The sequence below is a fragment of the Qipengyuania aurantiaca genome (assembly GCF_019711375.1).
Lineage (GTDB): Bacteria > Pseudomonadota > Alphaproteobacteria > Sphingomonadales > Sphingomonadaceae > Qipengyuania > Qipengyuania aurantiaca.
In genome coordinates this window covers 649,571-662,062 of sequence record NZ_CP081295.1, presented here as the reverse complement: position 1 = coordinate 662,062, position 12,492 = coordinate 649,571, and the positions used below count along the sequence as shown (strand labels likewise).

General features: G+C 64.4%; 12 protein-coding genes. 5 read left to right on the top strand and 7 right to left on the bottom strand.

What is annotated here, in order from left to right; translation table 11 throughout:
- Positions 1–31: 31 nt before the first annotated feature.
- The 3 genes from K3148_RS03185 to pdeM all read right to left on the bottom strand — a co-directional run bounded on the left by K3148_RS03185 (position 32) and on the right by pdeM (position 2,744).
- Positions 32–1,201 (bottom strand): DUF547 domain-containing protein, encoded by a 1,170-nt coding sequence (locus K3148_RS03185; RefSeq protein WP_247711629.1) that lies wholly within the window; start codon positions 1,199–1,201, stop codon positions 32–34.
- 184 nt (positions 1,202–1,385) lie between these two features.
- Entirely contained in the window at positions 1,386–1,904 is a 519-nt protein-coding gene (gene infC, locus K3148_RS03180; RefSeq protein ID WP_083800395.1) for a translation initiation factor IF-3, read from the bottom strand.
- 135 nt (positions 1,905–2,039) lie between these two features.
- Positions 2,040–2,744, bottom strand: a complete 705-nt coding sequence (pdeM, locus tag K3148_RS03175) for a ligase-associated DNA damage response endonuclease PdeM (protein WP_221425879.1) — start codon at positions 2,742–2,744, stop codon at positions 2,040–2,042.
- 126 nt (positions 2,745–2,870) lie between these two features.
- Between pdeM and hemF the strand changes: the two genes are divergently transcribed.
- From hemF to K3148_RS03160, 3 genes are read left to right on the top strand one after another with little or no spacing between them, the layout of a single operon-like run.
- Complete coding sequence (gene hemF, locus K3148_RS03170) at positions 2,871–3,728, top strand: oxygen-dependent coproporphyrinogen oxidase (protein ID WP_221425878.1); 858 nt, start codon at positions 2,871–2,873, stop codon at positions 3,726–3,728.
- Between the two features lie 42 nt (positions 3,729–3,770).
- Positions 3,771–5,099 (top strand): TrkH family potassium uptake protein, encoded by a 1,329-nt coding sequence (locus K3148_RS03165; RefSeq protein ID WP_221425877.1) that lies wholly within the window; start codon positions 3,771–3,773, stop codon positions 5,097–5,099.
- Entirely contained in the window at positions 5,089–5,754 is a 666-nt protein-coding gene (locus K3148_RS03160; protein ID WP_221425876.1) for a potassium channel family protein, read from the top strand. The genes K3148_RS03165 and K3148_RS03160 overlap by 11 nt, the downstream gene beginning before the upstream one ends.
- An 18-nt stretch (positions 5,755–5,772) precedes the next feature.
- On the opposite strand, the gene K3148_RS03155 is transcribed toward K3148_RS03160, so the two are convergent.
- From K3148_RS03155 to K3148_RS03140, 4 genes are all read right to left on the bottom strand, one after another.
- On the bottom strand, positions 5,773–5,889 hold the full coding sequence (locus K3148_RS03155; protein ID WP_221425875.1) for a DUF2474 domain-containing protein: 117 nt from the start codon (positions 5,887–5,889) through the stop codon (positions 5,773–5,775).
- Positions 5,889–6,884: a cytochrome d ubiquinol oxidase subunit II gene (cydB, locus tag K3148_RS03150; RefSeq protein ID WP_221425874.1), complete on the bottom strand. Its 996-nt coding sequence runs from the start codon at positions 6,882–6,884 to the stop codon at positions 5,889–5,891. The genes K3148_RS03155 and cydB overlap by 1 nt, the downstream gene beginning before the upstream one ends.
- Entirely contained in the window at positions 6,884–8,326 is a 1,443-nt protein-coding gene (locus K3148_RS03145) for a cytochrome ubiquinol oxidase subunit I (RefSeq protein WP_221425873.1), read from the bottom strand. The genes cydB and K3148_RS03145 overlap by 1 nt, the downstream gene beginning before the upstream one ends.
- A 72-nt stretch (positions 8,327–8,398) precedes the next feature.
- Positions 8,399–9,328: a glycoside hydrolase family 16 protein gene (locus K3148_RS03140; protein WP_247711628.1), complete on the bottom strand. Its 930-nt coding sequence runs from the start codon at positions 9,326–9,328 to the stop codon at positions 8,399–8,401.
- A 167-nt stretch (positions 9,329–9,495) separates the two neighbouring features.
- Between K3148_RS03140 and K3148_RS03135 the strand changes: the two genes are divergently transcribed.
- Entirely contained in the window at positions 9,496–11,397 is a 1,902-nt protein-coding gene (locus K3148_RS03135; protein WP_221425872.1) for a M1 family metallopeptidase, read from the top strand.
- Between the two features lie 90 nt (positions 11,398–11,487).
- Positions 11,488–12,471, top strand: coding sequence for a hypothetical protein (locus K3148_RS03130; protein WP_221425871.1), 984 nt, complete (start codon positions 11,488–11,490; stop codon positions 12,469–12,471).
- Positions 12,472–12,492 lie beyond the last annotated feature (21 nt).

Here is a 12,492-nt window from a genome sequence, read left to right as displayed (position 1 = left end):
TGGCGCCCGGCCCTGAGGCCGGGGAAACCGGTCAGATGCCTTGCGGTTCTGTCTCTGGCTCGGCGGCGTCTTCGAGTTCCTGCGCGCGCTCCGAAGTCGTCGGCGGCAGCACGATCACGCGGCCGCGCAGCAGGCCTTCGCGGCGCAGCTTCTCGTATTTCTCGTAACGCTCGCCAAGCAGACGGGCCACGGAGGGCGGCACGCGCAGCGAATCCGCCGAGCTCAGGGTTGTCGAGCCGTAGTAGATCGGCTGGCGCTCGCCCCCGGCAAGATCGGCGGTGGTGTCGACATAGGCGTTGTATTTCACGCCTTCGGCCCGGTCGATCAGGCCGGCCACCTCTTCCTGCGCGTGGGTGCGAAGATGCGCGCGCAGATCGGCTTCGAAGTCGGTGAAAAAGAACGGTGCCGCTTCTTCGTAGATTTTCGAGACCAGCAAGTTCTTGCCGTATTTCTCCACGCCCCGCAGCGAATTCACGAATTCACCCGCGGCATCGATCAGCAGCATGTCGACCGTGTCGGCGGTAAACGCCTCCTTGCGGATCGACGGCCCGCCCAGTTCGCCCCGGAAGAAGCCGTAGATGACCTTGGGGTCGGACCAGTTGGGGAATACGATCCGGGTGCGGATGTCGTGCGGGCTCATCGCAACGCCGCCGACGGTGATGAATTTCGCCCGGTCCATCGGCACCTTGTCGTCACCGATCTTGATGCGCGAGGGGGACTTCGCGGGATAATTGGCCGCGATCATCTCGATGGTCGCGACATTGTGCAGGTTCATCCAGTAGGCGAGCTGCTCCTTGCGAGGCAGGGTGGCGATGTCGATCTCGCCCCCGATGCGCTCGAGATCGCGGCGGTATTCGGCGATCGGTTCGATCGCTTCGTCCGCCATGAGCGAGAACATGACGCGATTGCCTTCGAGACGGATACGCGAATCGTGACCGTAAACTTGGCGAGTGCCGGTCTGCGCGAGCGGCTTGCCTTCCGCTTCGCGCAGCGACTGGCCCATGTTCAGGACCATATATTGCAGTGCGTCGGTCCACAGCTGCCAGTCGAGACGCTTTCGGTTGTCCTCGCGCGGGATGAAGCGCGCGAATTCGCCGGAGGTCACGGCTGCGCTCGTCGGCGCCTCGGCAGACGCCGTCTGCGCGGCAAGAGGCGAGGCGGTCAGCGAGAGCGCGGCAAGCGGGAGTAACAGGGTTCGCACGGCAAGGATCTCCGAAAGTAGCGCGATCAATCGTTGGGCTGCTGCCTAGAAGGCAAACCTTTAACGGGGCCAGAACATCTCGACCGGATACTCGGTCTTCTCGTTTAATTACTTTTACGCCCGACGAACGACAAAGGGCGGCATCCACCGACACCGCCCCCCATTTATGCAATTCCTCTGCGCCTTATTTCGGCGCGAGCACCATCACCATCTGGCGGCCTTCGAGGCGCGGGAAGCTTTCGACCTTGGCGATTTCTTCCACGTCGTCGCGCACGCGGTTGAGTAGGTCCATACCCAGCTGCTGGTGCGCCATTTCGCGGCCGCGGAAGCGCAGCGTGCACTTCACCTTGTCGCCGTTTTCGATGAACTTGTTCACGTTACGCATTTTCACGTCGTAATCGTGATCGTCGATGTTCGGGCGCATCTTGACCTCTTTGATGTCTTGGGTCTTCTGCGTCTTGCGCGCGAGGTTCGCCTTCTTCTGCGCCTCGTAGCGATATTTGCCGACATCGAGGAACTTGCACACCGGCGGGTCTGCGTTGGGCGACACTTCGACGAGGTTGAGGCCCAGTTCGTTGGCCTGCTCGGTCGCTTCGCGGGTGTACATCACCCCCAGGTTCTCGCCTTCGTGATCGATCACGCGGACCTTGGGGACATTGATCATGTTATCGTAGCGCGGGCCGCTTTTCACGGGCATTTGCATGCTGCGCCGGGGTGGACGGGCTATGGGGCTATCTCCTTTTGGTGCCACTTAAGAATGCGCCCATGTAGGCGCTGTTCCGCAGATTCGGAAGGGGCAAGGGGTTAACGCGCGCGGTTTTTCGCGGCTGCGTTGCCTTCAGGCTGCTTTCGACCACAGGTTAAAGCGCGCAAGCTTGCCCTTGGCGGGGACCACGGCGTCGATCCGGTCGGCCGGTTGCAGCGCCTTGAGGATGGCCGGATCTGCGGCATTCATGCCCCCGGTATAGGCCCCGAAAGCGGGCAGGATCATGCGGCCCGATGGCCTGCCGTCCGCGCCTTCGTTCGCGCTGACCACCGCGCAGGGGCGGCGGATATGGCGGCGGTGGACGGTCAGCTGGAGGCGCGGGTGGTAGTGGCCGGAAAGTTCGGGCCGGGTCTCCCCCTTCTTGGCACGGTGGCGCAGGATGGTGCCGCCGATCTCGATCTCCTCGACCAGCGTGCCGCCGCAACGCGCCTCCATATCGGGATCGTGGTTGCCGGTGATCCACACCCAGTCGACCGCCTTGGTCAGCGCCTCCAGCATGCCGCAGGCGTGCGGCTCCAGCCGGGTCGAGCCTTGCGAATCGTGGAAATTGTCGCCCAGCGTAATGACCCGCCGCGCACCGGTCTCGCGGATGGCCAATGCTACGCGCTCCAGCGTTTCGCGGCTGTCGTAGGGCGGGATCAGCTGTCCGTGCCCGGCGAAGAAGCTGCCCTTTTCCAGATGCAGGTCGGCGACCAGCAGCGCGCGTTCGCGCGGCCAGTAAAGCGCACGGCCTTCGGTGAGGAGCCATTCCTCGCCAGCGAACGAAAGGGGAACCATGGAGGTGCTATTGCCGCCTCGCCGCCGCGATGGCAAGGCTGCTTGCGACGAATTGACTTCAATCAATGCGCGCTGGCCCGCAATCGGCTTTCGGGCGCGCATCCATCCTCCAAGCCAAGAGTACCCATGACCGACTGGACCGAGCAGACCGACACCGCCCGCACCTGGTTCGAGACCCTGCGGGATCGCATCTGCGCCGAATTCGAAAGCATCGAGCGCGAAGCGGGCAGCGAGGCCACCTTCCAGTACGACAGCTGGAACCGCGAGGAAGCGGGCAATGAGGATCCCGGTGGCGGCACGCGCGGGCTGATGAAGGGCAAGGTGTTCGAGAAAGTCGGTGTCAACGTCTCGACCGTGCGCGGCAATTTCGCGCCCGAGTTTGCGGCCTCCATCAACGGCGCTTCGCCCGAAAATCCGGGCTTCACCGCCACCGGCATCAGCCTCGTCGCGCATATGGCCAACCCGCATGTGCCGGCAGTCCATATGAACACTCGCTTCCTGACCACGCAGGCTGCTTGGTTCGGCGGAGGGGCGGATCTCAACCCGCCGCTGCCTTACGAGGAAGATACCGAGGAGTTCCACGCCCGCTTCCGCGCCGCCTGCGCCGCGCACAACCCGACCTATTACGACCGCTTCAAGAAGTGGGCGGACGACTATTTCTACATCCCCCATCGCGGCGTGCATCGTGGGGTCGGCGGCATTTTCTACGACCACCTCGAATGCGAGGATGATGCGGGTTTCGAGCGCAATCTCGCCTTCACCAAGGACGTCGGCGAGGCCTTTCTCGACATCTTCCCCAAGCTGGTGCGCCGCCGGATGGAAAGCGAATTTACCGATGCGGACAAGGCGCAGCAGCTCGAATGGCGCGGCCGCTACGCCGAGTTCAACCTCGTCTACGACCGGGGCACGCTGTTCGGCCTCAAGACCGGCGGGAATATCGACGCGATCCTGATGAGCCTGCCGCCCGAGGCGACGTGGAGCTGATTTCGCTTCCCCGCTACTTAGCCGGGCATTAGAGGCCTGCCCATGCGCGCGCTGAGCGATCCGGTCCGGATGATTCCGCTGCTTTTCGCAGCCGCAATCCTGATCGGTGCAGGCTTGCTCATGCTTCCTTTCGCCACGATCGACGGGCAGGGCGCATCGGCGGTGGTCGCCTTCTTCACGGCTACTTCCGCGGTGGCGGTGACCGGGCTGATCGTTGTCGACACGGCGACCTTCTGGACCCCTTTCGGCAAGGGCGTCATTCTGCTGCTTTTCCAGATTGGTGGCTTCGGCATCATGACGGCAGCGACTCTGTTCGGGCTGATGGCGGGGCGCGGGTTCGGGCTTCGCGACCGGATTGCGACGAGTGTCGAACGCAGCCGTCTCGAGGTAGGCGACGCGCGCTCGGTTCTGGCATTGGTCCTCAAAATCACGCTGCTTGTCGAAGCGGTTGTTGCGGGAATCCTCACGCTACGTTTCGCGTTGACCTACGGTTTCCCCATCGACGAGGCGCTGTGGCACGGGGTCTTCCACGCGGTGAGCGCGTTCAACAACGCCGGTTTTTCGAGCTTCTCCGACAGCGTGATGAGCTATCAGGAAGACGGTCTCATACTCGGCCCAATCATGGTGGCGGTTGTGATTACCGCGCTCGGCTTCCCGGTTATGCAGGATTTGCGTCATCACGGATTATCCTGGAACGCGTGGACGCTGCATTCGAAGATCACCGTTTCCGCCACGCTGGTGCTGTTGCTCATCGGTTTTGTCGCCATCGCGGCCAAGGAATGGAACAATCCCGATACGCTCGGCCCGATGGGCATGGGCGCGAAGCTGCTGAATGCCGCCTTTCATTCGGTTATGCCCAGAACGGCTGGCTTCAACAGTCTGGATGTCGGCGCTTTTCGCGGCGAGACGCTGCTGATGAACTATATCCTCATGTTCATCGGCGGCGGCAGCGCGGGTACTGCCGGCGGGATCAAGATAACCACCTTCGTGGTCCTGCTTGCCGTTGTCGCATCGGAAGTACGCCACCGGCGCGATGCCGAGATCTTCGGGCGACGCTTCGGCTCGGGCGTGGAACGACAGGCGCTGACCGTGACTGTCGCAGCATCGCTGCTGATCGCTCTCGCCTCGATGTATATCCTCGCGATAACGGAACTGCCGATGGAGGCAGTTCTTTTCGAGACGATCTCGGCGTTCTCCACCGTCGGCCTGTCAACCGGCATCACCGCCGACCTGCCGCCATCCGCGCTGGCTGTCTTGGCGTTCCTGATGTTTGTGGGCCGCGTGGGCACGATCACCGTTGCCACCGCACTTGCCCTGAGCGCCGAACCGCGCCCGTTCCGTTATCCCGAGGAGAACCCCATTGTCGGCTAACAAGCGAAATCCCGTCCTGGTCATCGGCCTCGGCCGTTTCGGCGGTTCGGTCGCGCGGACTCTGGAGCGGATGGGGCACGAGGTACTGGGGGCCGATACCGATGGCGCGCGGGTCCAGGAATACGCGCAGCACCTTACGCAGGTAGTGGAAGCCGATTGCACCGACAGCCGTTGTCTCGAGAAACTCGGCGCGAAGAGCTTTTCCTCCGCCGTTGTCGGTATCGGCAGCGACATCGAAGCCAGCGTGCTCGCCGTGCTGGCGCTATCGGACCTTGGCGTGCGCAGCATATGGGCCAAGGCTACCAACGAAAAGCATGGGCGCATCCTCGAGAGGACCGGCGCGCATCATGTCGTTTTTCCCGAACAGAAGATGGGTGAGCGCGTCGCCCGCCTGCTGAACGAGCGACTGCTTGATTTCATCAGCTTCGGAGACGAGTTCGCGATCGCTCGGCTGGCGGCGCCCGAACGCATCGTCGGTCTGCCGCTGGTGACCAGCGAATGCCGCAAGAAATTCGAGGTGACCGTTATAGGGGTAAAGCGTGAAGGGCAGGACTTCCTCCACGCCGTACCCGACACGATCATCCTGCCGGGCGATATGCTGGTGGTTTCAGGGCGGGTCGACAAGCTGGAGTCGTTCGCCGCGCTGGACAGTTAAGGATGGTGAGCGCGCCTTTCAGGCAATCCAGAGCCTGAGAAGCCACGACACCACGCCCAGCACGGCGACGCTCGCCGCCCAGATGCCCGCCATCCAGACGAGCCGCTGCCACAGCGGGGCTTGCGGTTCTTCCATCAGTGATAGCCCTCGTCACCGACCTTGCCGCGGAAGACCCAGTAAGCCCAGGCGGTGTAGGCCAGGATCAGCGGCATGGTGATGGCGACGCCTACCAGCATGAAGACCTGGCTGCGTTCGGGCGCGGCGGCGTCCCAGATGGTGAGGCCGGGCGGTACGACATAGGGCCACATGGTCACGCCGAGGCCCGCCATGCCGAAGAAGAACAGCGCGATCGCTAGCCAGAAGGGCTTGGAGTTGCGCTCGCGCGTGATGGCGCGGACCAAAGAGACAGCGATGATCGCGGTCAGGATCGGGACAGGCGCTGCAAAGTAGATCTCAGGCGCGGTCAGCCAGCGTTCGGCGTATTCGGCGTTGAGGAAGACGTTGTAGAGGCTGACCGCCCCCATCAGCACCAGCGTCGCCGCGGCCGAGCGAAGCGCCAATTTGCGCGCGTGCGCCTGCCCTTCGCCGTCGAGCTTCCACACCAGCCAGGTGCTGCCGAGAAGCGCGTAGCCCGCCACCACGCCCACACCGCACAGCAGCGTGTAGGGGGTGAGCCAGTCGAACCAGCTGCCCGCATAAGCGCGGTCGACCACCTCGACGCCCTGGAGCAGCGCGCCCAGCGTCATTCCCTGGGCCATGGCCGCCACCAGCGAGCCGCCGGTGAAGGCTGCGTCCCAGAACCGGCGATGCGCAGGGTCGCGCCAGCGGTATTCGAAGGCCACGCCGCGAAAGACGAGGCCCAGCAGCATGGCGATGATCAGCGGATAGGTCGCGGGTAGCACCACCGCATAGGCCAGCGGGAAGGCCGCGAACAAGCCGCCGCCGCCGAGTACCAGCCAGGTCTCGTTCCCGTCCCAGACCGGCGCGATCGAGTTCATCGCGCGGTCGCGCTCGCGCCCCGGATCGAAGCTGGGAAAGAGGATGCCGATGCCGAGGTCGAAGCCGTCCATCACCACATAGGCGAAGATCGCGAAGGCGATGATGAAGGCCCAGATCGTGGTGAGGTCCATCACGCGTCCTCCTCGCTGTCGGGCAGGGTTTTCTCATGGCCCGGGTTCTGCGTCGGGCCCGGCGTGATGCCGGCGGTCCGGATCGGGCCGGTGTCGCCGCGCTTCACGCCCAGTTCGCCCACATGCGGCGTGTGGCTCATCAGGCGCAGGATATACCAGACGCCGATGCCGAAGACGGTGAAATAGACGAGGATGAAGGCTAGCAGCGAGGCGGCCACCGCCGGCGCGTCGAGCGGGCTGGCCGCGTCGGCGGTGCGCAGCAGGCCGTAGATCACATAGGGCTGGCGGCCCACCTCGGTGGTGATCCATCCGGCCAGCACGGCGATAAAGCCCGAGGGCGCCATGACCAGCGCGGCGCGGTGGAGCCAGCGCCAGTCGTAAAGCTTCCCTCGGAAGCGCGCGAGCAGGCTCCACATGCCGACGCCGAGCATGGCGAAGCCAAGGCCCACCATCACGCGGAAGGACCAGAAGACCACGCCGACCGGTGGTTCTTCGTCATCGGGAATGGTGTCCAGCCCGGCGAGCGGTGCATCCGGATCGTGCTTGAGGATGAGCGAGGAGGCCTTGGGTATTTCGATGGCGTAGCGCACGGTCTTCGCCTCGCTGTCGGGAATGCCGAACAGGATCAGCGGCGCGCCGTCGGGGTGGCTCTGGTAATGGCCTTCCATCGCCATGATCTTCTGCGGCTGGTGCTCGAGCGTGTTCAGCCCGTGCATGTCGCCGGCAAAGATCTGCAGCGGGGTGACGATCGCGGCCATCCACATGGCCATGGAGAACATCTTGCGCGCGTGGAGGTTGGCGCGGTCCTTGAGCAGATGCCACGCGCCCACGCCGCCGACCACGAAGGCGGTGGTGAGATAGGCGGCCATCACCGTGTGGACGAGGCGGTAGGGGAAGCTGGGATTGAAGACGATGTCCCACCAGCTCGGCCCCGGCAGGAACTGGCCGTTCGCGCCCATCTCGAATCCGGTGGGCGTATGCATCCAGCTGTTGACCGAGAGGATCCAGAAAGCGGAAATGAAAGTGCCGATGGCGACCATACAGGTGGCCGCGAAGTGCAGCTTCTTGCCCACGCGGTTCATGCCGAACAGCATCACGCCGAGGAAGCCCGCCTCGAGGAAGAAGGCGGTCAGCACCTCATACGCCATCAGCGGCCCGATCACCGGCCCTGCCACATCGGAGAAGACCGACCAGTTGGTGCCGAACTGGTAGCTCATCACGATGCCGGAGACGACGCCCATGGCAAAGGCGATCGCGAAAATCTTCAGCCAGTATTTGAAGAGGTCGAGATAAAGCTGTTTGCCGGTCTTCAGCCACAGCCCCTCCAGCACCGCGAGATAACTCGCGAGGCCGATCGAGAAGGCGGGGAAAAAGAAGTGGAAGCTCACCGTGAAGGCGAACTGGAGCCGGGCGAGAAACAGTGCGTCGAAAGCCTCGAACATGCAGGCTTCCTAATACAAGTTTCCCGCCCTGCCTAATCGACAGCAAGCACCATGTGTTGCGCGCCGCGCAAGTTACTCCTCCGCGTAGACCCGCACCCAGTCGACCAGCATCTCGACCTCGCCGCGCTTCACGGCTTCGACCGTTTCCGCCGGGATGCCGTTATAGGGCGTCTCGATCCGGTTCGTCTTGAACGGATAGGCGCCGCCCATGGCGAAGTTGAGGATGAGATACTTGTCGTTGTCGAAACGCCATTCGCCATAGTTTTCGACCATCGGACGGGTGACGCGGTAGTGGACATGGCCGTCGATCAGGAAGTCGATCTGGCTGTCGGTCCATTCGACCGCGTAGGTGTGCCAGTCGGTCACATCGACACCGTCGGGGAAGAAGAACTTGTTCACTAGCGGCGTTTCGCCCGAATAGCCGGGGCCGTGCAGCGCCACGCCGATCCAGTCCTTCTCGCCGACATATTCCATGATGTCGATCTCACCCGTGCCCGGCCACTGGTCGTTGCCGAGCAGCCAGAAGGCGGGCCAGACGCCGACATTGTCGGGCATCTTGATACGCGCTTCGGCGCGGCCGTGTTCGAAGTCGAACTTGCCCTGGCTTTCGATCCGGCCCGAGATGAACGGCGCGTTGCGCTCCTTGTTGGGATCCGCGCCGGGCTTGAACACCGGGCGCAGGATCAGCGCGCCGCCCTCGGCCCCGGCGGCGTCATCGGTGAAGGCGATCACTTCAGGAGTGTCGACATAGGCCTGCTGTTCGTTGTTGACCCAGAAATCGGTCCCGATGACGATCCACTTGTCGCGGTCGAGCGTGCCCGCGTTAAACTCGTCGGCGAAGATCAGCTCGCGCTCGGGCGCAATCGCCTCGGCAAGCGCGGAACCGGCGTCGGCCGGGTGCGCGCAGGCGCTCGTCGCAGCGCCAATGGCCAGCGCAAAGGGAAGGGCGAAGGTCGAATAGTGGTTCATCAGGGCCTCTCCAAGCTCGTTGAGAACGTTCACAAGTCAGCGTACCATACGGGTTGACGCAGCTTTTGCTAGCGCGTGGATACGATTTCAAGATTTCGTCCACGCCGGGGGTGGAAAGCCATGCCGGGATCGTCGATAGGGCCGGGTGATTGAGTGATAGAACCGGCCTGGGCCGGAAAATCCATCCGGAGAGAATTGTCATGCGCCGTCTTGTTTCCAGCCTTGCCCTCCTGCTCGCCACCGCCGCCTGCACCACCGCGACGAGCGAACCGGTGGTCTCGACCGCCATTCCCGAACCGATGGTCTCGCCGATCCTGTCCGGGCCCGAAGCGCTGGACACGCTGACCTATGCCGAACCGCAGAAAGCCCGCGTGACCCATGTCGCGCTCGACCTCGGGCTCGACTTCGCCGCGCAAAGGGTAGGGGGCTCGGCCACGCTATCGCTGCTGGTGCAGCCGGGCGAAGAGACGCTGGTGCTCGACAGCAACGGGCTGCATATCGCACGGGTCACCGACGCTTCGGGCCGCGCGCTGGCCTATGAAGTCGGCGAGAATGTCGAAAAGGGCGGCAAGGGCGCCCCGCTGAGTATCGCGCTCGACGGCGCGCGCAGCATTCGCATCGACTACACCGCACCTGCCGACGCTGCCGCGCTGCAGTGGCTCACGCCCGAACAGACTTCCGGCAAGGTCAACCCCTTCCTTTTCAGCCAGGGCCAGGCGATCCTCAACCGCACCTGGATCCCGACGCAGGACAGCCCCGGCATCCGCCAGACCTGGGAAGCGCGCATCACCGCGCCAAAGCCGCTCGACGTGGTGATGAGCGGCGTGCGCCAGGGCGAGCCGGAAGACCTTGGCGATGGCCGCCGCGTCTTCCGCTTCGTGATGGATAAGCCGGTGCCGCCTTACCTCATTGCGCTGGCTGCGGGCGATATCGACTTCAAGGCGATCGGCCCGCGCACCGGCGTCTGGGCGGAACCTTCCGTCCTGCCACGCGCCTATGCCGAGGTTGCCGATACCGAGGAGATGGTCGTCGCCGCCGAGGAGCTTTACGGCGAATACCGCTGGGGCCGCTACGACATGATCGTCCTGCCGCCAGCCTTCCCCTATGGCGGCATGGAAAACCCGGTGATGACCTTCCTCACGCCGACCTTCATCGCTGGTGATCGGTCCAACAACGGCCTCGTCGCGCATGAGCTGGCGCACAGCTGGTCGGGCAATCTCGTCACCAACGCCGTGTGGGGCGACAGCTGGCTCAACGAAGGCGTGACCACCTATTTCGAGAACCGCATCGTCGAGGCGGTCTACGGCAAGCAGCGCGCCGAGCAGGAAGCCGCGCTGATGTACGCCAACATCGTCGAAACGTTGGGCGAGGTGGGCGAGGATGCGCCGGGCACCGCGCTCAGCACCGAAGGCGAATACGAGCTCGGCAGCGCCATTGCCTATGACAAGGGCGCCTTCTTCCTGCGCACGGTCGAACGGATCGTGGGCCGCGAGCGGTTCGACGCATGGTTGCAGCAGTGGTTCGACAACCACGCCTTCCAGCCCGCCACCAGCGAGCTGTTCCTCGAGGACATGATGGAGAATCTCGTCGCGTCCGATGCCGAGGCCGAGCGTCTCACCCTGCGCGAATGGATCTTCGAGCCGGGCCTTCCCGCCAACGTCGCCAAGCCCGACCCTGCGGCCTTTGCCGAGGTCGATGCGGCGGTCGGCCATTACGCGGATCATGGCATGATGCCGTCGGGCTGGAGCGGCTGGACCGCTGCCGAGCAGATCCGTTTCCTCGATAACCTCCCCGCCGAACTCAGCCATGACCAGCTGGCAGCGCTCGCTGCCGCGCTTGGCCTTTCGGCGACGGGCAATAACGAAATCCTGTTCCTCTGGCTCGAGATGGCGCTGGAGAACCGCTACGATCCCGCCGTTCCGCAGGCCGAGGAATTCCTCGCCAGTGTGGGCCGCGCCAAGTTCGTCCGCCCGCTGTTCGGCGTGCTTTGGGGCGAGGGCGAGTGGGGCCGTCCGATCGCGACGCGCATCTACGCAAAGACGCGGGAGAGTTACCATTCGGTGACCCGCGCCGGGGTCGACCGTATTCTCGACGGCGAGTAATTGCGCGGCGCGCACGGAAGCGTGCAGGGCTTGCGATTGAGTGGCGCCTAGAGTGCGGCTAGGCCGTCTCCCGAAAAAGGGAGAAGTGCCATGCCGTCCCGCGTCGCTGCCAGGTTCGCCCCGGTCCTGCTTCTCTTCGCGCCGCTGCTGGCCATCCTCGCCGCGCGGCTCGCCACCCACAGCCAGATTGCGGCAAGCCATCCGCGTACCGCGGCGCTGCTGTTCCTCTGGATCGCTGCCGACGCGCTTGCGCTGGCTTTGATCGCCAAGGCCCCGCGCAACCGGCCGGGCCTGCGCGCACTGCTCGGCGCGATTGCGGCCGGTTGCATCGTTGCCACTCTCGCGGCGGCCCAACCGGTTCGCGAGGCGCTGCTTTCCATGCCCGCTGTGGTCACGGCGATGGCGCTGACGGTTGGGGCCTATCAGGGGTGGAGCCTGTGGCTCGCCGCGCTCGCCTTCCGGCGCACGCGTTCGTTCGAGGCCGCCGCAGCCGAGGTGCTGCCCGCCCCGCTCGTGCGCTTCGCAGCCCATGAAAGCGCGATGATGCGCCTCGCCCTGTTCAGCTGGGGCGCGAGTCCGCAAGTGCCGGAAGGCGCGACCGCTTTCGCCTATCACCGGGTGATCAACCCGATGATCGCAGCCTTCCTCATCCTCCAGCTGATCGAGATCGTGGTGGTCGACCTGCTCGTCAGCCACTGGAGCGAGCGAGCGGCATGGGTCCTGCTGGCGCTGGGCATCTGGGGCGCGCTCTTCCTGATCGCGCTGATGAAGGCCTTCCGTCTCTATCCCGTCCTGCTCGACGACCGCAACCTGCGCGTGCGAGCGGGCAGCGTCATCGACATGTCCGTCCCGCTCGATGCGATCGCGGCCATCGAACCGTCGGTCACGCATCATGAGGCGAAGGGCAGGGAGGTGCTCAACGCGGCGATCCTCTCGCATCCCAACGTCATCCTGCGTCTTGGCCGCCCGCTTGAATACCGGCCAATCTTCGGCAAGCCGCGCCTGGTGGAGCGGGTCGCATTCCGGCTCGACCAGCCAGCGCCGCTGCTCGAAGCGCTCGAAAGCCGGATTTAGGGCGGAGCACACGTATTTTTC